This is a genomic window from Janthinobacterium sp. GW821-FHT03A03, assembly GCF_059421435.1.
This window is the reverse complement of sequence record NZ_JBWKUZ010000031.1, coordinates 1-20,517: the sequence shown is the minus strand read 5'-3', so window position 1 is coordinate 20,517 and position 20,517 is coordinate 1. Positions and strand designations below refer to the sequence as shown.

Sequence of the window (20,517 nt, the reverse complement as noted above, 5' to 3'; positions counted from 1 at the left end):
GCACTATCGTTGCAGCACGCGCGTGTTGCCAACCTAGCAAAATGACAGGAGATTCCAGCGTGTCACTCATACTCTACGGCCATCCCTTTTCCTCGTACACGCAAAAGGTGCTCATCGCCCTGTACGAGAATGCCATACCGTTCAGCTTCCGCTGCCTGGCGCCGGACATGCCCGAGCACCTGCACGAGTGGCTGGAGCGCTGGCCGCTGCGCAAATTCCCGCTGCTGGTGGATGGGGAGCGCAACGTCGCCGAGACCAGCATTATCATCGAATACCTGCAACTGGCCCATCCGGGTCCGCTGCGCCTGCTGCCGGACGACGCCATGCAGGCGCTGGACGTGCGCTTTCTCGACCGCTATTTCGACCTGCACGTCATGACGCCCGTGCAGCATGCCGTCGGCGCCGCGCTGACCGGCGACCCGGCGAAGGCCCGGGAAGGCCGCGCGTTTGCCGCTGAAAAACTGGAGCTCGCCTACGCCTGGCTGGAAACCCGCCTGGCCGGCAAGACGTGGGCGACGGGCGACGACTTTACCCTGGCCGACTGCGCCGCCGCTCCCTCGCTGTTCTATGCGGATTGGACGCAGCCGATTCCAGCCACGCTGCCCCTGCTGCGCGCCTACCGCGCGCGCCTGCTGGCCCGCCCATCATTCGCCCGCGCGGTGGAAGAGGCACGTCCGTACCGCCACCTCTTCCCCCTGGGTGCGCCACAGCGCGATTGAGGTGGATCAGGCAAACACGGGCCGGAAAAAACTGCGTTCATAGCTGACGATGCAGCGCGTCTCTTCGGCATAGCGGAAGGCGGCCTGGCATTCGGCGTCCTGCATCGAATCAGTGCGGTACTGCTCGTACAAGGCCAGGCTGGGGAACGAGAACATGGCCAGCGCCACATTGCTGGTCCCTTCCGATGGCAAAAAGTAGCCGTGGTGCTGGCCGCCGAAGCGTTCGACCAGCGGTATCCACAGCTTGCCGTAGGCTTCGAATTCCCGCAATTTATACGGGTCGATGATGTAGCGCAAATAACAGGTGATCATGCGATTTCCTTGTGAACATTCAACTCCATCAGCACGCCAGACTCCCACGAGCCGATGGCGGCCAGTGGCGAGCCAGGCAAAAAGTCCAGCGCGCAGGGATAAATAAAGTTTTCCTGCGCCAGGACGTTTAACCCGGGCCAGCCGTAAAACAGCAGCTTGCCCTTGCCGATGCGTCCCAGCGCGCTGCCGTCGGGCAGCCAGCGCAGGGCGTCGCCCGTGCCGCCGCCCGCCTCCACAGGCACCGTGGCCAGCACGCGGCCATCGTCCATCGCCTGCACGGACAGATACTCCACGCCGCCGGCGTGGTGCAGCACGGCCAGGCGCGCGCCGTCCGGCGATGGCGCGCAGGACATGATGCCGGGCAGCGACAGCACCACGCGGCCGCCCCCCGCCTGCAGCGGCCAGTCCCACACGCTGCAATAATCGGGCGGCTGCACCTGCCCCTCGGCCACGGATTTGACGCCATGCTGGACCAGCAGACGCCGTCCGCCATCGATGGCGCAGGCATCGCGCAGCATCTCGCCCGGATGCTCCTGCATGAACAGCACCTCGCCCGTCTGCGCGTCGCGCACGCGCAGGCGGCCGTCCCAGCCGCCGTCGGCAAGCTGCTGCCCGCACGGCGACCACGTGGGGTCGGAGCCTTCGCGATCCTTTTTATTCTGGAAGTTGAGCAGCAGTTGCCCCGACTGCGCATCGACCACGGCCATCTGGCCCGTCGTGCTCTTGATGGCGATCCGGCTGCCGTCGGGCGAGAACGCCATGCCCGACATGTGCGCGATGAACTTGCCGCGCCACAGTTTGCTCCGCGCCGCCACGTCCCACAGGACCAGGTCGCGTCCCAGCACGGCCAGGCGCGTGCCATCGGGCGAAAACTGCACGCCGTAGCTGCAGCCCAGCTTCAGGGGCTTCGGCCTTGCCGTCATGGGCGCGCCAGCCGGTACACGACGGTATCGAGGTCGTAATGGCGCTCCATGCCCTCGTACTGCATGCCCAGGCGCGCCATGACCTTGATCGAGGCGGCATTGTCCGGATGCGCCACGGCCACCACTTCGGGCGCGCCGACGACACCGAACGCATGCGCGACGATGGCGACCGCCGCCTCGCTGGCATAGCCCTGGCCCCAGCCCGTACGCGCCAGGCGCCAGCCGATTTCATGCGGTTTATTTTTGTCTCCATCGAGATGCTGCAGGCAAGCCATGCCCACCATCTCGCCGTCGTCGAGGCGGATCAGCGCCCACCACGAATAGCCCCACTCGGCCCAGCGCCCCATGGTGCGCGTAATAGCCGCGCGCGTCACCTCTTCCGACTCGGGCTGGCCCGCGTTCAGGTAGGTCATCACCTCGGGATCGGTGTTGAGCGTGCGCAGGCGCTCGTAGTGGCTCTCGTTGATCGGTTCCAGGCGCAGGCGCGCCGTCGTCAGTATGGTCATCGCATTTCCTTGCACGAAAAAAAAGACGATACACGATCGTCTTTTTTTTGCAAGCGCGCACGCAATTACTTGCCTGCTTCGCCCTTCTTGATCCACGCCGCCAGCTGGTGCGGACGCAGGCCGTCGTAGTCTTCGAACGGCTGATGGATCCACGGATTGTGCGGCAGTTCGTCGAGGAAGTAGTCGGGACGCACGACGGAGCAGCCTTTGAGCCAGATCACGGCCGATTTGACTTCCGTCACATCGGGGAAGTTTTCCTTCAGGTGACGCGTGACCTTGTCCAGCGTGACGCCGGAATCGGCCAGGTCGTCGACCAGCAGGATGCGGCCGGCCAGCGGACCCTTGGTCATGGTCATGTACTTGGCGATATCGAGGTCGCCGCGCACCGTGCCCGCGTCCTCGCGGTAGGAGCTGGTCGACAGGATGGCCAGCGGCAAATCAAAAATGCGCGAGAACACGTCGCCAGGACGCACGCCGCCGCGCGCCAGGCACAATACCTGGTCAAATTTCCAGCCCGATTCGTAGACCTTGAGCGCCAGGCGCTCGATCAGGCGGTGGTACTCTTCCCAGTTGACCCAGAGATGTTGATCGTTCGATTGTGGGGTAGTCATGATAGTGGAATCTTATTATTAGCGTGATTAAAAAAATCCGCCTTGCGGCGGATTGTGTCCAGCAGCTTACTCGAATGGGTGGCGCAGCACGATCGTTTCTTCACGATCCGGACCGGTCGAAACCATGTCCACTGGCACGCCGACCAGTTCTTCGATGCGCTTGATATAAGCGCGCGCCGTTGCCGGCAGGGCCGCCAGCGATTTCGCGCCGACGGTGCTTTCCGTCCAGCCCGGCATTTCTTCGTACACGGGCACGCAACGGGCCGCTTCTTCAGCGCCCGACGGGAAGATGTCCGTGGCGACGCCGTCGATGGTGTAGCCGGTGCACAGTTTCAGCGTTTCGATACCGTCCAGCACGTCCAGCTTGGTCAGGCACATGCCCGTCACGCCGTTGATCTGCACGGAGCGGCGCAGCAAGGCGGCGTCGAACCAGCCGCAGCGGCGGGCACGGCCCGTCACGGTGCCGAATTCATGGCCGACTTGCGCCAGGTGGTGGCCGACGCCCGCATCCGTTGGCAGTTCCGAAGGGAACGGGCCGGAGCCGACGCGCGTCGTGTAGGCCTTGGTAATGCCCATGATGTAGTGCAGCATGCCGGGACCGACGCCCGAACCGGCGGCGGCATTGCCAGCCACGCAGTTCGACGAGGTGACGAACGGGTAGGTGCCGTGGTCGACGTCGAGCAGGGAACCCTGCGCGCCTTCGAACAGCAGGTTGGCGCCGGCCTTGTGCGCCTTGTACAGCGCGCTCGACACGTCGGTGACCATCGGACGCAGACGCGGCACGTAGGCCAGCGCATCGTCGAGGGTCTTCTGGTAATCGATGCGCGGAGCCTTCAGGTAGTGCTCCAGCACGAAGTTGTGGTAATCGAGGTTTTCCGCCAGTTTTTCAGCAAAACGGGCTTCGTTCAACAGGTCGGCGACGCGGATGGCGCGGCGCGCCACCTTGTCTTCATAGGCCGGGCCGATGCCCTTGCCGGTGGTGCCGATCTTGGCCGCGCCGCGCGCGGCTTCGCGGGCCAGGTCGAGTGCCGAGTGGTAAGGCAGGATCACCGGCGCGGCGTCCGACACTTTCAGGCGCGAGGCGACTTCAACGCCGACCGCTTCGAGCTTGTCGATTTCGCGCAGCACGTCCGGCACGGAAACGACCACGCCGTTACCGATGTAGCAGGCGACGCCTGGACGCATGATGCCCGACGGGATCAGTTGCAGCGCGGTTTTGACGCCGCCGATGACCAGCGTGTGGCCTGCATTGTGGCCGCCCTGGAAGCGCACCACACCCTGGGCGTGATCGGTCAACCAGTCGACGATCTTGCCTTTACCTTCATCGCCCCATTGGGTGCCGATGACAACGACGTTCTTTGCCATAATTTTCTTTGACATCACTCAACCTAAGTTTTTAAGAATCCAGCTACTACCATTATCGGCAAGTACCAGCACGCGATCGCACTCGAACTCGTCTTGTTCATTACTGTGACCCGGCATACTCTGGATCACGACCTCGCCCGCCTTGCGCAACTCGGCGATTTTTTCCTTCAATTCTGGCGCGCTGCCCCACGGCGCGCGGATCGAATGCTTCCGTTCCGCGGTCGGCAACAGGCGCGCCAGTTCGCGCAAATCGAGCGAGAAGCCGGTCGCGGGACGTGCCCGGCCGAACGCTTCGCCGACGTGGTCATAACGGCCGCCGCGCGCAACGGCGTTCGGCAAGCCAGGTACATACAGCGCAAACATCGCGCCACTTTCATATTGGTAGCCGCGCAGGTCGGCCAGGTCGATCGCCACTTCGGCGCGGCCCAGGGCAGATCCTGCCAGCGCGGCCAGTTCGGCCAGCGCCTTGAGCACGCCCGGCAGCGGCGGCAGCACTTCGCGCGCACGCGCCAGCACATCGATGTCGCCGTACAGGTTCGGCAAGGCCAGCAGCGCATCGCGCGTGACAGCATCGTAGGATGCGGTCAGGGCGCGCAGGCCCGGCGCATCCTTGGCGCGCAGCAGGGTGTACAGCGCAGCCTCGTCACGCACGGCAGCGGCATCTTGCGCAATGATAGCGCGCAACAGGCCGACGTGCGACAAATCCAGGCGCACGCTCTCGAAACCGGCCAGCGCCAGCGAGGCGAGCGCCAGTTCCTGGATCTCGGCATCCGCTTCCAGGCCGGCGTGGCCATAGATTTCGGCGCCGATCTGCAGCGGCTCACGGGTGGCGTGCAGGCCCGACGGACGGGTATGCAGCACGCTGCCGGCGTAGCACAGGCGGGTGACGGTGGCACGGTTGAGCAGGTGGGCGTCGATGCGCGCCACTTGCGTCGTCATGTCGGCGCGCAGGCCGAGCATGCGGCCCGACAGCTGGTCGACCAGTTTGAACGTGCGCAGGTCGGTATCCTTGCCGGCGCCGGTCATCAGCGATTCCAGATACTCGAGCAGCGGCGGCATGACCAGTTCATATCCGTACAGACGGAAATTATCCAGCATGAGGCGGCGCAGCTCTTCGATCTTGCGCGCTTCCGACGGCAGAACATCGGCAATATTTTCGGGCAAAAGCCAATTCGGCATGAGGGAGCGAGATACGGAAGAAAGTTGAAAAATGCATCATGCGAGGCAGCGGCGGGCGCGCCAGGCAAGAGGCCGAACCTGATATTTTACGCGAAAACGCGGGCCTTTAGGGATAAGTTGTCCGAATCGGTGACGCGCAGGGCTAAAAACACTGCATTTTACGCCTTCCCGCAACGGTGCGGCGGGCACAAAAAAAAGCGGGGCCGGCATCGATGCCGGCCCCGCCGCGGCTGCCACCCGCCCTTGCGGCCGGGTGCAGTGTCGATGCCGCCTTACTTCTTGGCCGGACCGGCTGCGCCGCCGCCCTTGAAGTACTTGAAGAATTCCGAACTCGGGTCGACCACCATCACGTCACCCTTGTCCTTGAACGTGGCGCGGTAGGCTTCCAGACTACGGTAGAACTTGTAGAACTCGGGGTTCTTGCCGAAGGCTTCCGCATAGATCTGCGACGCCTTGGCGTCGCCCTCGCCGCGGATCTTCTCGGCTTCGCGATACGCTTCGGCCAGGATCACCGTGCGCTGCTTGTCGGCGTCGGCGCGGATTTTCTCGGAGTCGGCCGAACCGGTCGAACGCAGTTCATTGGCCACACGCACGCGCTCGGACTTCATGCGCTCGTACACGGAGTTGTTGATCTGCTCGACGTAGTCGACGCGCTTCAGGCGCACATCGACGATGCCCACGCCGATGGCTTCGGCCTCGGCCGCCACCTTGGCCTTGATCGCCTGCATCACCTTGCCACGCTCGCCCGAGATCACTTCGCGCACGGTGCGCTTGGTGATTTCATCGTTCAGCGCGGCCTTGACGATTTGCGACATGCGGTTGCGGGCGCGGCTTTCATCGCCGCCGAAGCTGCGGAAATAAGTCTTCGGATTGACGATGCGCCACTTCACATACGCGTCGACGAGGATGTTCTTCTTCTCGGCCGTGATGAAGCGTTCCGGCTCCGGCGTGTCGAGCGTCAGGATGCGCTTGTCCAGGTAGATGACGTTCTGGAACGGCGGCGGCAGCTTGAAGTACAAGCCAGGTTTGCTGATTTCTTCCTTGACTTCGCCAAGGGCGAAGACGATGGCGTATTTACGCTGATCGACGACGAACACGGTCGAGGAAAGGAGCATGATCGCGATAAAGCCCGCGATCAGGGCGGCAACGATACGGTTCATTAGCGGCTCTCCCGTTCACGCGAAGAGCGGCTGTCGCGGCGCTGATTCACTTCTACTGTCGGCATGGCTTCCTGTGGCAAAACGGTATTGGCTGCGGGCGAGGACGCTGCGGCGCGCGCTGCCGCGGCCGAGGCGTCCGACGCCGCCTGCTGGGCGATCAACTTGTCGAGCGGCAGATACAGCAGATTGCTGCCCGTCTTGGCGTCAACCATGACCTTGCTGGCACTGCTGAACACTTGCTGCATCGTTTCCAGGTACATGCGGTCGCGCGTGACGGCCGGCGCCTTCTGGTACTCGACCAGCACCTGCTTGAAACGCGACGCATTACCTTCGGAGTTCTCGGTCACCATGGCCCGGTAGGCCTCGGCTTCCTGCACCAGGCGGAATGCTGCGCCGCGTGCTTTCGGAATGACGTCATTGGCGTAGGCCTGGCCTTCATTCTTCTGGCGCTCACGGTCCTGGCCGGCCTTGACGGCATCGTCGAAGGCGGCTTGCACCTGCTCCGGCGGCTGCACGGCCTGCATCGTCACGTTGTTAATCAACACGCCAACCTTGTAATCATCAAGAATCTGCTGCATCAATTTCTGCGTATCAAAAGCCACTTTTTCGCGGCCTTCATACAGCACGAAGTCCATCTTGCTGCGGCCGACCACTTCGCGGATCGCCGTTTCGGCGACCTGGCGCAAGGTGTCTTCCTGCTCGCGCACGTTGAACAGCCATTCGACAGGATCTTTCAAGGTGTACTGCACCGCGAACTGGATGTCGATGATGTTTTCATCGTCCGTCAGCATCAGCGACTCGCTGGCCTGCTTGTTGCGCAGCGACGTGCGATAACCGACTTCCACGGTGCGCACCTGCGACACGTTGACGGTTTCATCGGTCTGGAACGGATACGGCCAGCGCCAGTTGAAACCGGCCGGCGCCGTGCGCGTGACTTTGCCGAACGTCAGCACGACGCCGCTCTGGCCCTCCTGCACGATGAAGGCGCCGCTGGCGAGCCAGATGAAGACGGCAATCACGCCGACCACGCCGGCGGTGATGCCGGCGCCCTTCATGTCGGGACGCGGGCCGCTGCCGCCGCCGTTGTTATTGCCGCCGTTGTCGGGACGGTTCTTCTGTCCGAAAAAGGCGTTCAGGCGCTGGTTGAAATCGCGCCACAGCTGATCGAGGTCCGGCGGACCTTCGCCGGGCTTTTTGCCTTCTTGGGCTTTCTTGCCGTCGTCCTTGCGATTGCCCCAGCGGGGATCGTTCAGGGACAACTTCAAGCCTGTTTTTTTGAGTAGGGAGACAAGCATAACTATCGTGTTCCGACTTTGGAGTGGGTGGAAAACCTATCGTCCTCGCCAGGCTCTTCGGCCTGGTCCGGGGCGGCGCCATCGTGCTGGTCGTACTGACCGTCAAACTGATCTTCCTGCTGTGCTTCATCGCTCTGATAGAGGTGGGCCGAACGGGGCGCCTTCTTCGCCATCTCGACGATGGCATCGCGCAGCAGGTCGAGACCGCTGCCCTTCTGCGCACTGACGAACACGCGACTGATCGTAGCATATTCGTCGCGCTCCACCGAAGGCTCCAGCCCGGCCGCATCGATCTTGTTCCACACGAGGATTTGCGGAATATGATCGGCGCCGATCTCCTTCAGGACCAGGTTGACCTGTTCGATCTGCTCCATGCGCACCGGCGACGCGGCATCGACGACGTGCAGCAGCAGATCGGCATGGATGGTTTCTTCAAGCGTGGCGCGGAAGGCGGCCACCAGCTGGTGCGGCAATTCGCGCACGAAGCCGACCGTGTCGGAGATCACCACGTTGCCCACCTCCTGGCCCAGGTAAACCCGGCGCGAGGTGGTGTCCAGGGTAGCGAACAACTGATCGGCGACATACACGCCGGCCTTGGTCACGGCATTGAACAGGGTCGACTTGCCGGCATTGGTATAGCCGACCAGGGACACGGAGAATGTGTGATTGCGGCCGCGCGCGCGGCGCTGCGTTTCGCGCTGCTTGTGCAGTTTTTCCAGGCGCGCGCGCAGCGCCTTGACACGCTCGCCGATCAGCCGGCGGTCGGTCTCGAGCTGCGTCTCGCCGGGACCGCGCAAGCCGATACCGCCCTTTTGCCGCTCAAGGTGAGTCCAGCCGCGGATCAGGCGCGTAGCCAGATGCTGCAGCTGGGCCAGCTCGACCTGCAGCTTGCCCTCGTGGCTCTTGGCGCGCTGCGCAAAGATGTCGAGAATCAGGCTGGTACGGTCGAGTACCCGCACATTCAGGCGCTTTTCCAGATTGCGCTGCTGGGCGGGCGAGAGGGCATGGTTGAAAATGACGATTTCCAGGCCATCATTGACGACGACGTCGCCAATTTCATCGGCCTTGCCGCTGCCGACAAAATAGGCGGAATCGGGGCTGGAACGCTTGGCCGTGATGGTGGAAATCGGGTCCGCACCGGCGGAACGCGACAACAGCATCAATTCCTCCATGCTGGCGGCAAAGTCGCTGTGACCGAAGTCGACCCCGACTAGTGCCGCGCGCATGATGGCATCAGATGAGTTGCGGCGGACGCCGACGCCGACGCCGATGCAAACGCATCAGCGCCGCTGGCGCGGACGGGAGCGGTGGAGGGTGAAAGGCGCCGGGCCGTCAAGCTCAACGCTTTACTCCGCTTCAGATTCAATATTGAGATTGACGGCACGGGCCGGCACCACTGTCGAGATGGCGTGCTTGTACACCATCTGCGTGACCGTATTGCGCAGCAATACGACATATTGATCGAACGATTCGATATGGCCCTGCAATTTAATGCCATTGACCAGGTAGATCGAGACAGGAACATGCTCTTTGCGTAATGCATTGAGGAATGGGTCTTGTAACAGTTGCCCTTTGTTGCTCATAACAGCTCCGTTGTTTATGTTGTTGTATAAGAATTGGAGGCGACTCGCTTGATTTCAAGTGCTCTCACACCTTTCAAAGAGAGAAAGATGCATCACAGCTACTGTAACCTGTTTTCGCGATCGCTGTCGCGCATGGCGCATTAACACTTTATTATTTCCGTGCAAATGGCCATCTTTATTTGCTGTCGGCGCCGCATTATCGCTGCGGCGCCTTAATTGATGCTTAACCCAGCACGATTTTACTTGCTTGGCGTGCGCGCAAACGGGTTTTTGCCCGTACGCAATTCGATGCGCAACGGCGTGCCGACCAGGGCAAAGGTATCGCGGAAATGTTTTTCCAGATACCGTTTGTACGGATCGCCAACGGCGTCGAGCGCATTGCCGTGAATCACGATTACAGGCGGGTTCATGCCGCCCTGGTGCGCATAGCGCAGCTTCGGACGAATCGAGCCCTTGCGGCGCGGCTCCTGCTTCTCCACGGCCTCGATCAGGGCGCGCGTCAGCTTCGGCGTCGACAAATCGCACATGGCGGCCGCATAGGCGGCGTTGAGCGACTTCATCAGCGGGCCGATGTTGGTGCCTTTCAGCGCCGAAATGAAATGCATCTGCGCGAACGACAGGAAATCGAGCTTGCGGTCGATATCGATCTTGATTTCATCGCGCTGGTGCGATTGCAGGCCATCCCATTTGTTCACGGCCACCACCAGCGCGCGGCCCGATTCCAGGATGAAGCCGGCGATATGCGCGTCCTGCTCGGAAATATCCTGCTGCGCGTCGAGCATCAGCACGACCACGTTGGCTTCGGAAATCGACTGCAGCGTTTTCACCACCGAGAATTTCTCGATTGCCTCGAACACCTTGCCGCGGCGGCGGATACCGGCCGTGTCGATCAAGGTGTATTGCTGGCCATCGCGCTCGAATGGAATCTCGATCGAATCGCGCGTCGTGCCCGGCATGTCGAAGGCGATCACGCGCTCTTCGCCCAGCAGGGTGTTGATCAAGGTCGACTTGCCCACGTTCGGACGGCCGACGAGGGCGATCTTGATGCCGCGGTCGGTCTTTTCCAGCTCTTCAGGCTCGTCCGGACGCTGCGCGAACGCCAGGTCCAGCATCACTTCGACCAGATCGTTGACGCCGTCGCCGTGCGCCGACGAGATCGCATACGGATCGCCCATGCCCAATTCATAGAATTCGGACACGACGGCCGTATAGCGCATGCCTTCGCTTTTGTTGACCACCAGCAAGACCGGACGGCCGCTCTTGCGCAGGAAGTCGACGATGGTCTTGTCATGCGGGGTCAGGCCTTGACGGCCGTCCACGATGAATACCACCACGTCGGCCTCGGCCACGGCCTGCTTGGTCTGCAGTGCCATCTGGTGCATGATGCCTTCCTTGGCGACGGGCTCGAAACCACCCGTATCGATGACCAGGAAGGGACGTTCGCCGACACGGCCTTCGCCATAGTGACGATCGCGCGTCAACCCAGGCAAATCCGCCACCAGCGCATCGCGCGAGCGGGTCAGACGATTGAATAAGGTCGATTTCCCAACATTGGGTCGACCTACTAGTGCAATTACCGGCTTCATTGTATTACTCGACCGCAAGAGCGGTCACTGTCCCTGATTGGGTTTGAAAAATCAAATTCGAACCGGCGACAACGGGAGCCGAAACAACCGGGCTGCCGTCGGTACTGATCCGACCTATTAATGCGCCATCTTCCCGTGACAGGAAGTGGATGTAACCTTGATAGTCGCCGACGGCGACGCTGCGGCCGTAGGAGGCCGGCGTCGACAGGCGGCGGCGCGCCAGCGCCTCGTTCTTCCAGGCGCTCTGGCCGCCTTCGCGGCTGAACGCCACCACGGCGCCCTGGTCATCGGCAACAAACACGAAACGCTGGTCGACGGCCACGCCCACATCGGACGAGATCGGCTTGGTCCAGCGCGGCACGCCCGTGACAGCGTCGAAGCAGCCTGCCTTGCCCTGGTACGTGACGGCGCACACTTCGCCCTCGAACACCACCGGCGTGCCGGCGATGTCGGAGACGCGCTCCAGTTCCGTGGCGCCGCGCGGTTCGCTGACGACGATCTCCCAGCGTACCACACCGGTCGCCGCCGTCAGTGCCAGCAGCTTGCCGCCTGGCTGGGCCACGTACACATTCGCGCCGCCCGGCACCATGCCCGGCGCATTGCGCAAGGTCAATGCCGGCGTGGCGCGCTGCACCGTCCACTTGCGTTCGCCCGTCTTGGCATCGAGACCGACGATGCGGTTGTCCACGCTGCGCACCACCACCACGCCCTGGGTGACCACTGGCGGGGTCAGCACTTCGCTCGATGCCTGCGCCTTCCACAGCTGCTTGCCGTCGGCGTCGAAGGCCAGCACGGCGCCTTTCGCGGCGCCCACGGCCACCAGGGTGCCATCGCTGCCGGCGCCGGAGGTGATGTCGCTGCCAGCCTTGATGCGCCACGCTTCACGGCCCGTAGCCGCATCCAGGCGCGCCAGCGCACCGTCGGCGCTGACCACGTACAGGCTGCCGCCGGCCAGGGCCGGCGTGAACGCGTACACGCCGGCCTTGCCGATCGAATACTTCCAGGCGTCGCGCACGGCGATGCTCGATTTTAACTCGACCAGCTTGGCCGGCTCGACTTTCGGATCTTTCGAGGCGAACGGGTTCCAGGACGAGCAACCGGCCATCAGGGCCAACAGACTTGCAGCTACCAGCTTTTCAGTGACACGCATAAGTGTTATCCAACCTTTTTCTTGTACTTGTAAGGGCAAGGCCAGCGGCGGAAAACGCCGCACGGCCGAACCGTCAGTGTTCCTGTCAGGCGGCAGCCTTGTCAGCCTTGGCCTTGTCTTCCGGCACCGTGCCACCGATCGCTTCCAGTTTGACCTGGATCAATTGATGGCCTGGATTGTTCTTGTCCGTCGCGGCTATCGCGGCCAGGTAGGCGGTGCGGGCATCGGCCAGCTTGTTTTGCGCCACCAGGACGTCGCCCTTGCGGTCGGCCACGGCGCCGGCAAATTGCGGCACAGTAACAGCTGCCAGCACTTTCAGCGCTTCATCGTAGGCTTTCTCGTCCAGCAGCACGCCGGCCAGGCGCAGTCTGGCGATGGCCTTGTACTCTTCCGTGCCGTGCTCGGCCACCCATTGCAGCTGGGTCTTCGCCGTTTTCAGGTCATTCGCGTCGAACGCCACCTTGGCCGCGGCCAGGGCGCTCATCTGCGCATACGCCGTGCCGCCGAAGCGCGACTGCATGTCGCCGGCCGCGCGCATCACCTTGGCCGTGTCCTTGGCGGCGATGGCGTTCTGCAGCTCGTCGTACAACTGGCCCGCTTGCGCCGCCTGGGTGCGCTGGTAATACTGCCAGCCGGCCCAGCCGCTGTAACCTGCCAGCGCCACGATCAGGACCCAGGAGGTCAGATTGCCATTGCGCTGCCACCAGGCCTTGAGGGTTGCCAGTTGTTCTTGTTCTTCGTGATCGTATGCCATGGGTCGTCAGTTTTAATGAGTAGTTGATCGAGGGTAGTACGGTCTTGCTTCAAATCAATGGTGGTGATGCACATGGCCGCCAGGACCGTGGTCGTGGCCGCAATCGTGGTCGCCGATGATCTGGTCCACCACATAATCGACGACATCGTCGAACGGCACCGTGTTCTGCTGCGCGCCGGCATCGGCTTCGCGCATGGCTTTCACCGTGGCGACGTTGTTGGCGATTTCATCGTCGCCCAGGATCACGGCAAACGCCGCGCCGCTGGCATCGGCCTTTTTCATCTGCGTCTTGAAGCTGCCGCCGCCATTGCTCGCCGCGCAATGTAGCACAACGTCCAGGCCTGCATCGCGAATCCGCTCGGCCAGCACGAAAGCTTGCAAGCCTGCCTGCTCGCCCTGGTGCACCAGGTAGACGTCGCACTGGGCTGGCTGTTCCGGCTCGGCCGCATCCTTCATCAGCAGCACCAGGCGCTCGACGCCCATGCCGAAACCGACGGCCGGCGTCGATTTGCCGCCAAACATTTCCACCATGCCATCATAGCGGCCGCCGGCGCAGACCGTGCCTTGCGCGCCCAGCTTGTCGCTGACCCACTCGAACACCGTGCGGTTGTAGTAATCGAGGCCGCGCACCAGGCGCGGATTGATGGTGAATGGGATATTGTTGTGGTTCAAGATCTTCTGCACGCCGTGGAAGTGGGCCAGCGATTCCTCGCCCAGGTAGTCGAGCAGCTTCGGCGCGCCATTGACCAGGTCCTGCATGGCAGGATTCTTGGTGTCGAGAATGCGCAGCGGATTGCTGTGCAGCCGGCGCTTGGCCTCTTCGTCGAGCTGTTCGCTGTGGCTTTCCAGATAGGCAATCAGGTCGGCGCGGTGGCGCAGGCGCTCGGCCGCGTCGCCGATCGAGTTCAGTTCCAGGCGGATGCCTTCCAGGCCCAGGTCATCCCACAGGCGGCGCGACAGCATGATGATCTCGGCGTCGATATCCGGGCCCGTGAAACCGATGGCTTCCACGCCGAACTGGTGGAACTGGCGGTAGCGGCCCTTCTGCGGACGCTCGTGGCGGAACATCTGGCCCTTGTACCACAGGCGTTTCGGGCCTTCGTAGACGAGGTTGTGCTCGACCACGGCGCGCACCACGCCGGCCGTGCCTTCAGGGCGCAGGGTCAGGTTGTCGCCGTTCATCGAATCGGTGAACGAATACATTTCCTTTTCCACGATATCGGTCACGGCGCCGATAGCGCGCGCGAACAGCTTCGTTTCTTCCACGATCGGCGTGCGGATCTGCTGGAAGCCGTAGCTTTGCAGCACGGATTGCGCCGTATTTTCAAACAATTCCCACAACGGGGCATCGGCCGGCAGGATATCGTTCATGCCTTTGACGGCAGTGATCTTATCGAGTTTTTTATTTTCGGACATAGTGTTCTTCTTTGCTTTTGATCGGATCAGGCTCAGGCAGCAACCGTTTTTCCGTAGTGACTCTTTACATAATTCAAGACGATGTCCTGGAATTCCTCGACGATGCGTTCGCCGCGCAGGGTAACGACTTTCTCGCCGTCAACAAACACGGGCGCAGCCGGCGACTCGCCCGTGCCCGGCAGGCTGATGCCGATGTTCGCATGTTTCGATTCGCCGGGACCGTTGACGATGCAGCCCATGACGGCCACGTTCATCGCTTCCACGCCCGGATACGATTTTTTCCACTCCGGCATCTGCTCGCGCAGATAGGTCTGGATATTGTCGGCCAGCTCCTGGAAGGTGGTCGACGTCGTGCGGCCGCAGCCGGGACAGGCGATCACCATGGGCGCGAACTTGCGCAAGCCCATGGTCTGCAGGATTTCCTGGCCGACGATGACTTCGCGCGTGCGGTCGCCGCCCGGCTCGGGCGTGAGCGAGATGCGGATGGTGTCGCCGATGCCTTCCTGCAGCAGCACGGACAGTGCCGCCGTCGAGGCGACGATACCCTTGCTGCCCATGCCCGCTTCCGTCAGGCCCAGGTGCAGCGGATAGTCGCAGCGCCGGGCCAGTTCGCGGTACACGGCGATCAAATCTTGCACACCAGAAACCTTGCACGACAGAATGATCTTGTCGCGGCCCAGGCCCAGCTCTTCGGCGCGCACGGCGTTCTCAATGGCCGACGTCACCAGCGCCTCGTACATGACGGCTTGCGCCGGCCACGGTTCGGCGCGGCCCGCGTTTTCATCCATGATGCGCGCCAGCAAGGCCTGGTCCAGGCTGCCCCAGTTCACGCCGATGCGCACCGGCTTGCCATACTTGCAAGCCGCTTCGATCATCTGCGCAAATTGCGTATCGCGCTTGGCGCCCTTGCCCACATTGCCTGGATTGATGCGGTACTTCGACAGCGCGCGCGCGCAATCGGGGTAGTCGCTCAGCAGAGTATGGCCGTTATAGTGAAAATCACCCACCAGCGGCACGTCGATGTCCATCTTGTCGAGCTGCTCGCGAATGTAGGGCACGGCGGCGGCAGCTTCAGGACGGTCCACCGTCAGGCGCACCAGTTCCGACCCGGCGCGTGCCAGTTCCTTGATCTGGATCGCCGTGCCGACGGCGTCGGCCGTATCCGTGTTCGTCATCGACTGCACCACCACGGGGGCGTCGCCGCCCACCCAGATCTGGCGCTGGCCGTGCGCGATCAGCACCTTGCGGCTGTCGCGCCGGTCGGAAGGGCCGGAACCGATCGCTGTTTTCGAGGTAGCCATAATATTATCTTGTGAGTTTGCTTACTTAAACTGCCGGTTTATACGCTGCTTGATGCTTATTTGATACTTACGCGCGAGATCGTACCGCCCGCAACGGTCGGCAAGTCCAGCTTGGCGCCGCGCAAGGTTGCCTGCACGACACCCGGCTTGCCCACCACCAGGGTGGCCGGGCCCGTGATATCAAAGGTTTCCGTGCTGCCGGCCTTGACCATGCGCGAAATCAGCGGCTTGGTGCCGGGGCGGCGAATCTCCACCCAGGAATCCTGCTCCACTTTCAGCACCAGCGCATTCGCGCCCGCGGCGACGACGGGCGGCGTGACGGCGGCCGCCGCCGCAGGCGCTGCCGCCGGCGTCGTTGCCGGCGCAGCGGCGGGCGTGGCGGCAGGCGGCGGCACGGCGGCGGCTGGCGCCGAAGCGGCGGCGGAAGCCGGTGCGCCCGTCTGCGTATCGTTGCCTGGCGGCGGCGGTACGGAAATCAGGGGCACGGACGGCGTCTGCACGGGCGTCAAATCCTGGCCCGGCTTGATCAGGGTCGTTTCCACGGGCCCCACTTCCGCAGGCGCGCTTTCTTTTTCCACGTGCGCAGACAGCAGGCTGGCCGGGACATAGCCGAGCTTGTAGGCGCCAAAGGCGGCCGCCACGACGACAGCCACGGCGCCGGCGATCCAGAGGGGAGTCTGGTTCGACGAGCGCTGCGTCATCGACGGGAAGCGCGATTCCGAGAACGTGGCGGAAATCTCGCGCCGCACGGGCGCGGCCGGGTCTTGCGCCGGCGCCGGATGGACTTCGATCATGGCCACCAGCGGCGCCGCATCGATACGCACCACCTTGGCATAGGCGCGCACGAAACCGCGCACCACGGCCAGGTTCGGCAAGGCCGCCATGTCGCCCTCTTCCAGCGCGATGACCTGGCGCGACGCCAGCTTGAGCTGGTCGGCCACCTGTTCCACCGGCCAGCCCAGCGTTTCGCGCTGCGCCTTCAACTGTGCGCCTGCCAACGCAAGATTGCCCTGGGGCTGCTGCTGAGGCGTTTCTGCCCACTCTGAATTCATTGGTATCCCTGTTTCACTCATCAAACGCCCCATTTTGATAAGCAGCATATTCGGGGGAGCCGGAATGGTGGTGGCGCAAATGCGCCCCCAGGCCAGCTTCCGCGCCCGCATCCCCGAGCTTATGCTGCACCTTGATCCCGAGCCACAGCACTTCGGCCGTCTGGCTCTCCATTGTCGCCACTTTACCGAGCCGCTCAAGATAATAAGCCGCTTGCCGGTAGTCTTGCTGTTGGTAATACACGCGCACCAGGCCGGCATACGTGATTGCCGCTCCAGGTGCAATGCGCTCCGCCTTGAGCCAGTAGCTGGCGGCGCGCGGGTAATCTTTCATGACCAGGCTGCAGGCCGCCGCATTGTGCAGCGCAAGTTCAGGCGTGCCATAGGCTGCATCTTGCAATGCGGCATCAAAATACGCCAGCGACTGCGCCGCGCGCCCGGTCTGGCACAGGAACAAGCCATAATTATTGCTCAACTCGGGATTGTGGGGTGCCAGGCGCAATGCGTAAAGAAAATCTTTTTCAGCAGCCACAGGTTGGCGCAAAGCAGCAAAAATCAGGGCGCGCATGCCGCGCACCTGGACGTTGTCCGGTACCAGCTGCACCGCCTGCTCCGCCTCTTCCAAAGCCACCACAAACTGGTCTTGCATATAATAGGCGCTGGCCAGCTGCAAGCGCAAGGCGGCGCGCTGCTCGACCAATGCAGCCTGCCCCTTGTCCGCGGTGGAAGCACAGCCGGCCAGCAGCACGCCCAGGCCGACAACAGCCGCGGCCAGTGCGCCAGGATAAGCCATGCCTCCCCGCATCAGGAGCGGATCTCCACGATCTTGCCGAAATTGGCGCCGAATTTTTGTTGATACTCAGTCATCTTTTCCATGCGCTCCTGCACCCGCGTGCGGTCCTTCACTTCGCCGGCCAGCTGGCCGCAGGCCGCATCGATATCGTCGCCGCGCGTCTTGCGCACGGTGGTGATGATGCCGCCATCCATCAGCACCTGGGCAAAGGCCTTGATGCGCGGGTTTTTCGAGCGGAACAGGCCCGACTCGGGGAAGGGGTTGAATGGAATCAGGTTGAACTTGCAGTTCACGCCGAACTCGCGGTCTTGCACCAGCGCCAGCAGTTCGCGCGCGTGCTCGTCGCTGTCGTTGACGCCGTCGAGCATGCAGTATTCAAACGTGATGAAATCGCGCGGGGCAAATTCCAGGTAGCGCTTGCACGCCGCCATCAATTCCTTCAGCGGGTATTTCTTGTTCAGTGGAATCAAGCCGTCGCGCAAGCTGTCGTTCGAGGCGTGCAGCGAGACGGCCAGGGCCACCGGCACTTCCTGCGACAGCTTGTCCATCATCGGCACCACGCCCGACGTCGACAGGGTCACGCGGCGGCGCGACAGGCCGTAGGCGTTGTCGTCGAGCATCAATTTCAGGGCCGTGACGGTCGGCTCAAAGTTCAGCAGGGGCTCGCCCATGCCCATCATCACCACGTTGGTGATCTGGCGCTCGCCTTTCGGGCCCGGTTCGATGCCCTTGGTACGGCGCAATTCGAATTCCGCCATCCACAGCTGGCCGATGATTTCGCCTACACTGAGGTTGCGGTTGAAGCCTTGTTTGCCCGTCGAGCAGAAACGGCAGTTCACGGCGCAGCCGGCCTGGGTCGAGATGCACAGGGTGCCGCGATTGTCTTCCGGAATGAACACGGTTTCCACGGCATTGCCGTTGCCGACATCGACCAGCCATTTGCGCGTGCCGTCCGTCGACGTATGGTCGCTGATGATAGCCGGGGCGCGCACTTCGGCGCGCGTGGCCAGCTTGTCGCGCAGCGACTTGGCCAGGTCCGTCATGGCGTCGAAATCGGAAGCGCCGAACTGGTGTATCCAACGTTGCAATTGTTTCGCACGAAACGGTTTCTCTCCCAACTCGGCGCAGTAGGCAATGAGTTGCGCGGGATCCAGGTCCAGCAAGTTGGTGAGGGGCGTCGTATTCATGATCATGTCTATTCTAAAAATCCGTCCCCGCGCGCATCCGGAGCGAAAACTCCACAGCGCAGCGGGAACAGGGGGTGATAAGTTATTTCACAGATAACGCCAGGAAATAACGTTATCTAAGGCAATTAAGCCTTCAGTTCTGGGAAGAAGTAAGCGATTTCCACTTTAGCAGCTTCGACAGCGTCGGAACCGTGTACGGCGTTGGCGTCGATCGAATCGGCGAAATCGGCGCGGATCGTGCCTTTTTCTGCTTTCTTCGGATCGGTCGCGCCCATCAGGTCACGGTGAGCCAGAACGGCGTTTTCGCCTTCCAGGGCCTGGATCATGACTGGACCGGAAACCATGAAGTCGACCAGATCCTTGAAGAAGCCGCGTTCCTTGTGCGCTGCGTAGAAGCCTTCAGCTTGTTCGCGCGACAGTTGCGTCATGCGTGCTGCAACGATTTTCAGGCCAGCGTTTTCAAAACGGGTGTAGATTTGACCGATTACGTTTTTTGCAACTGCGTCTGGTTTGATGATCGACAGGGTGCGTTCGATTGCCATGTGTGAAAACTCCAATAAAAAGAAAGGTTTAAAACGATAAATTGATAACTCAATCAACCTTTGATTTTACCATACTCCACCCCATATCACCCAGACAGGCCGGCGGCCATCTTCTGCCCTTGCCTGAGTTTAATTAAATCTTAAGCTGGTTTTTTTGTAAAAACCGGGGTCCATGCTATCCTTGGGCAAAGTAGTAATTTGAATTGACAACACGGAGGCACTATGAATCAGAACATGCAACGCACCTATGACCTGTCCGGAGGCATGCAGCAAGTCCGCCACCAGGTCTTGCGCAACACTTACTGGCTGCTGGCACTGTCCATGATACCGACCGTGCTGGGCGCCTTCATCGGCGTGCAAATGCACTTGCCGATGCTGACCGGCGGCATGGGTTTCATCATCTTCATGGCCGTCGCATTCGGCTTCATGTACGCGATTGAAAAGACCAAGAACTCGGGCCTGGGCGTCGCCGTCCTGCTGGGCTTTACCTTCTTCATGGGCCTGATGCTCACGCCCATCCTGACGCGCACGCTCGGCTACTCGAACGGCGGCATGCTGATCATGACGGCGTTCGGCGGCACGGCCACCATCCTGGCCGTGATGGCGACGATTGCCACGGTGTCGAAGCGCGACTTCTCGGCCATGGGCAAATGGCTGTTCGCCGGCGTGATCGTGCTGATCCTGGCATCGGTGGCGAACATCTTCCTGGGCCTGTCGGCACTGTCGATCGTCATCTCCATGGTCGCCATCGCCATCTTCTCGGCCTACATCCTGTATGACGTGCAGCAAATCATCAACGGCGGCGAGACCAACTACATCTCGGCCACCCTGCGCATCTACCTGGACGTGTACAACATCTTCACCAGCCTGTTGTCGCTCCTGGGCTTCGCCGGCGGCAGCCGCGACTAAGCGCTGGCGCAAAAACGCCCAGGGCGGCGTTGCAGTGCCTCGCCGTACTAGTCGTACTGTCTTCGGCACCGCGCCTTGCCCTGAACGTTTTATGCGCTGCGCTGTCCAGTCCTAAAATAGGTTGACAGTATTTATTGCTGCACAAACGCCCGATGCACCGCATCGGGCGTTTTGTAC

The 20,517-nt window shown here is 62.1% G+C and carries 21 protein-coding genes; 2 read left to right on the top strand and 19 right to left on the bottom strand.

Translation table 11 applies throughout. The annotated features are described in order from the left end of the window. Positions 1 to 59: 59 nt before the first annotated feature. A complete protein-coding gene (locus AC07VI_RS28300) occupies positions 60 to 719 on the top strand; it encodes a glutathione S-transferase family protein (protein WP_492995121.1) in 660 nt (219 codons plus the stop codon). A 6-nt stretch (positions 720 to 725) separates the two neighbouring features. Here the strand turns inward: AC07VI_RS28300 and AC07VI_RS28295 are convergent, their stop codons facing one another. From AC07VI_RS28295 to ndk, 19 genes are all read right to left on the bottom strand, one after another. Then, entirely contained in the window at positions 726 to 1,031 is a 306-nt protein-coding gene (locus tag AC07VI_RS28295) for an NIPSNAP family protein (RefSeq protein WP_086147762.1), read from the bottom strand. After that, the gene (locus AC07VI_RS28290) at positions 1,028 to 1,954 is read right to left on the bottom strand and encodes a WD40 repeat domain-containing protein (RefSeq protein WP_492995123.1); all 927 of its coding nucleotides are present in this window, start codon (positions 1,952 to 1,954) and stop codon (positions 1,028 to 1,030) included. The genes AC07VI_RS28295 and AC07VI_RS28290 overlap by 4 nt, the downstream gene beginning before the upstream one ends. After that, positions 1,951 to 2,460: a GNAT family N-acetyltransferase gene (locus AC07VI_RS28285; protein WP_492995125.1), complete on the bottom strand. Its 510-nt coding sequence runs from the start codon at positions 2,458 to 2,460 to the stop codon at positions 1,951 to 1,953. The genes AC07VI_RS28290 and AC07VI_RS28285 overlap by 4 nt, the downstream gene beginning before the upstream one ends. Positions 2,461 to 2,525: 65 nt before the next feature. After that, a complete protein-coding gene (locus tag AC07VI_RS28280) occupies positions 2,526 to 3,071 on the bottom strand; it encodes a phosphoribosyltransferase (protein ID WP_034752020.1) in 546 nt (181 codons plus the stop codon). A 66-nt stretch (positions 3,072 to 3,137) separates the two neighbouring features. Continuing rightward, a complete protein-coding gene (locus AC07VI_RS28275; protein ID WP_086147765.1) occupies positions 3,138 to 4,451 on the bottom strand; it encodes an adenylosuccinate synthase in 1,314 nt (437 codons plus the stop codon). A 3-nt stretch (positions 4,452 to 4,454) separates the two neighbouring features. Further along, entirely contained in the window at positions 4,455 to 5,615 is a 1,161-nt protein-coding gene (locus tag AC07VI_RS28270; protein ID WP_492995128.1) for an ATP phosphoribosyltransferase regulatory subunit, read from the bottom strand. A gap of 272 nt (positions 5,616 to 5,887) precedes the next feature. Continuing rightward, a complete protein-coding gene (gene hflC, locus AC07VI_RS28265; protein WP_086147766.1) occupies positions 5,888 to 6,775 on the bottom strand; it encodes a protease modulator HflC in 888 nt (295 codons plus the stop codon). Beyond that, positions 6,775 to 8,070, bottom strand: coding sequence for an FtsH protease activity modulator HflK (gene hflK, locus AC07VI_RS28260; protein ID WP_086147767.1), 1,296 nt, complete (start codon positions 8,068 to 8,070; stop codon positions 6,775 to 6,777). The genes hflC and hflK overlap by 1 nt, the downstream gene beginning before the upstream one ends. Positions 8,071 to 8,072: 2 nt before the next feature. Next, entirely contained in the window at positions 8,073 to 9,296 is a 1,224-nt protein-coding gene (hflX, locus tag AC07VI_RS28255) for a GTPase HflX (protein ID WP_086147768.1), read from the bottom strand. Positions 9,297 to 9,416: 120 nt separating this feature from the next. Further along, positions 9,417 to 9,653 (bottom strand): RNA chaperone Hfq, encoded by a 237-nt coding sequence (gene hfq / locus AC07VI_RS28250; protein WP_008450615.1) that lies wholly within the window; start codon positions 9,651 to 9,653, stop codon positions 9,417 to 9,419. 239 nt (positions 9,654 to 9,892) lie between these two features. Further along, the gene (gene der, locus AC07VI_RS28245) at positions 9,893 to 11,239 is read right to left on the bottom strand and encodes a ribosome biogenesis GTPase Der (protein ID WP_070221915.1); all 1,347 of its coding nucleotides are present in this window, start codon (positions 11,237 to 11,239) and stop codon (positions 9,893 to 9,895) included. A 4-nt stretch (positions 11,240 to 11,243) separates the two neighbouring features. After that, positions 11,244 to 12,389: an outer membrane protein assembly factor BamB gene (gene bamB, locus AC07VI_RS28240; RefSeq protein ID WP_086147769.1), complete on the bottom strand. Its 1,146-nt coding sequence runs from the start codon at positions 12,387 to 12,389 to the stop codon at positions 11,244 to 11,246. Between the two features lie 85 nt (positions 12,390 to 12,474). After that, on the bottom strand, positions 12,475 to 13,143 hold the full coding sequence (locus AC07VI_RS28235; protein WP_086147770.1) for a YfgM family protein: 669 nt from the start codon (positions 13,141 to 13,143) through the stop codon (positions 12,475 to 12,477). Between the two features lie 54 nt (positions 13,144 to 13,197). Then, entirely contained in the window at positions 13,198 to 14,559 is a 1,362-nt protein-coding gene (hisS, locus tag AC07VI_RS28230; RefSeq protein ID WP_086147771.1) for a histidine--tRNA ligase, read from the bottom strand. Between the two features lie 32 nt (positions 14,560 to 14,591). Continuing rightward, complete coding sequence (gene ispG / locus AC07VI_RS28225; RefSeq protein WP_099419460.1) at positions 14,592 to 15,860, bottom strand: flavodoxin-dependent (E)-4-hydroxy-3-methylbut-2-enyl-diphosphate synthase; 1,269 nt, start codon at positions 15,858 to 15,860, stop codon at positions 14,592 to 14,594. A gap of 56 nt (positions 15,861 to 15,916) precedes the next feature. After that, positions 15,917 to 16,843: a helix-turn-helix domain-containing protein gene (locus AC07VI_RS28220; protein WP_494808831.1), complete on the bottom strand. Its 927-nt coding sequence runs from the start codon at positions 16,841 to 16,843 to the stop codon at positions 15,917 to 15,919. 82 nt (positions 16,844 to 16,925) lie between these two features. Next, positions 16,926 to 17,702 carry a type IV pilus biogenesis/stability protein PilW gene (gene pilW, locus AC07VI_RS28215; RefSeq protein WP_157792293.1) on the bottom strand — a complete coding sequence of 259 codons (777 nt, stop codon included), beginning with the start codon at positions 17,700 to 17,702 and terminating at the stop codon, positions 16,926 to 16,928. A gap of 11 nt (positions 17,703 to 17,713) precedes the next feature. Further along, the gene (gene rlmN, locus AC07VI_RS28210) at positions 17,714 to 18,889 is read right to left on the bottom strand and encodes a dual-specificity RNA methyltransferase RlmN (protein ID WP_086148218.1); all 1,176 of its coding nucleotides are present in this window, start codon (positions 18,887 to 18,889) and stop codon (positions 17,714 to 17,716) included. A 125-nt stretch (positions 18,890 to 19,014) separates the two neighbouring features. Then, positions 19,015 to 19,431, bottom strand: a complete 417-nt coding sequence (gene ndk, locus AC07VI_RS28205) for a nucleoside-diphosphate kinase (RefSeq protein WP_070223377.1) — start codon at positions 19,429 to 19,431, stop codon at positions 19,015 to 19,017. A 222-nt stretch (positions 19,432 to 19,653) separates the two neighbouring features. On the opposite strand from ndk, the gene AC07VI_RS28200 reads away from it, so the two are divergent. After that, positions 19,654 to 20,340: a Bax inhibitor-1/YccA family protein gene (locus AC07VI_RS28200; RefSeq protein ID WP_086148205.1), complete on the top strand. Its 687-nt coding sequence runs from the start codon at positions 19,654 to 19,656 to the stop codon at positions 20,338 to 20,340. Positions 20,341 to 20,517: the final 177 nt, after the last annotated feature.

Excerpts from the sequence above, each read along its gene's own strand:
- AC07VI_RS28295 (WP_086147762.1), bottom strand. The coding sequence starts at position 1,031 with ATGATCACCTGTTATTTGCGCTACATCATCGACCCGTATAAATTGCGG.
- AC07VI_RS28290 (WP_492995123.1), bottom strand. The coding sequence starts at position 1,954 with ATGACGGCAAGGCCGAAGCCCCTGAAGCTGGGCTGCAGCTACGGCGTG.
- AC07VI_RS28285 (WP_492995125.1), bottom strand. The coding sequence starts at position 2,460 with ATGACCATACTGACGACGGCGCGCCTGCGCCTGGAACCGATCAACGAG.
- AC07VI_RS28280 (WP_034752020.1), bottom strand. The coding sequence starts at position 3,071 with ATGACTACCCCACAATCGAACGATCAACATCTCTGGGTCAACTGGGAA.
- AC07VI_RS28275 (WP_086147765.1), bottom strand. The coding sequence starts at position 4,451 with ATGTCAAAGAAAATTATGGCAAAGAACGTCGTTGTCATCGGCACCCAA.
- AC07VI_RS28270 (WP_492995128.1), bottom strand. The coding sequence starts at position 5,615 with ATGCCGAATTGGCTTTTGCCCGAAAATATTGCCGATGTTCTGCCGTCG.
- hflC (WP_086147766.1), bottom strand. The coding sequence starts at position 6,775 with ATGAACCGTATCGTTGCCGCCCTGATCGCGGGCTTTATCGCGATCATG.
- hflK (WP_086147767.1), bottom strand. The coding sequence starts at position 8,070 with ATGCTTGTCTCCCTACTCAAAAAAACAGGCTTGAAGTTGTCCCTGAAC.
- hflX (WP_086147768.1), bottom strand. The coding sequence starts at position 9,296 with ATGCGCGCGGCACTAGTCGGGGTCGACTTCGGTCACAGCGACTTTGCC.
- hfq (WP_008450615.1), bottom strand. The coding sequence starts at position 9,653 with ATGAGCAACAAAGGGCAACTGTTACAAGACCCATTCCTCAATGCATTA.
- der (WP_070221915.1), bottom strand. The coding sequence starts at position 11,239 with ATGAAGCCGGTAATTGCACTAGTAGGTCGACCCAATGTTGGGAAATCG.
- bamB (WP_086147769.1), bottom strand. The coding sequence starts at position 12,389 with ATGCGTGTCACTGAAAAGCTGGTAGCTGCAAGTCTGTTGGCCCTGATG.
- AC07VI_RS28235 (WP_086147770.1), bottom strand. The coding sequence starts at position 13,143 with ATGGCATACGATCACGAAGAACAAGAACAACTGGCAACCCTCAAGGCC.
- hisS (WP_086147771.1), bottom strand. The coding sequence starts at position 14,559 with ATGTCCGAAAATAAAAAACTCGATAAGATCACTGCCGTCAAAGGCATG.
- ispG (WP_099419460.1), bottom strand. The coding sequence starts at position 15,860 with ATGGCTACCTCGAAAACAGCGATCGGTTCCGGCCCTTCCGACCGGCGC.
- pilW (WP_157792293.1), bottom strand. The coding sequence starts at position 17,702 with ATGGCTTATCCTGGCGCACTGGCCGCGGCTGTTGTCGGCCTGGGCGTG.
- rlmN (WP_086148218.1), bottom strand. The coding sequence starts at position 18,889 with ATGAATACGACGCCCCTCACCAACTTGCTGGACCTGGATCCCGCGCAA.
- ndk (WP_070223377.1), bottom strand. The coding sequence starts at position 19,431 with ATGGCAATCGAACGCACCCTGTCGATCATCAAACCAGACGCAGTTGCA.
- AC07VI_RS28200 (WP_086148205.1), top strand. The coding sequence starts at position 19,654 with ATGAATCAGAACATGCAACGCACCTATGACCTGTCCGGAGGCATGCAG.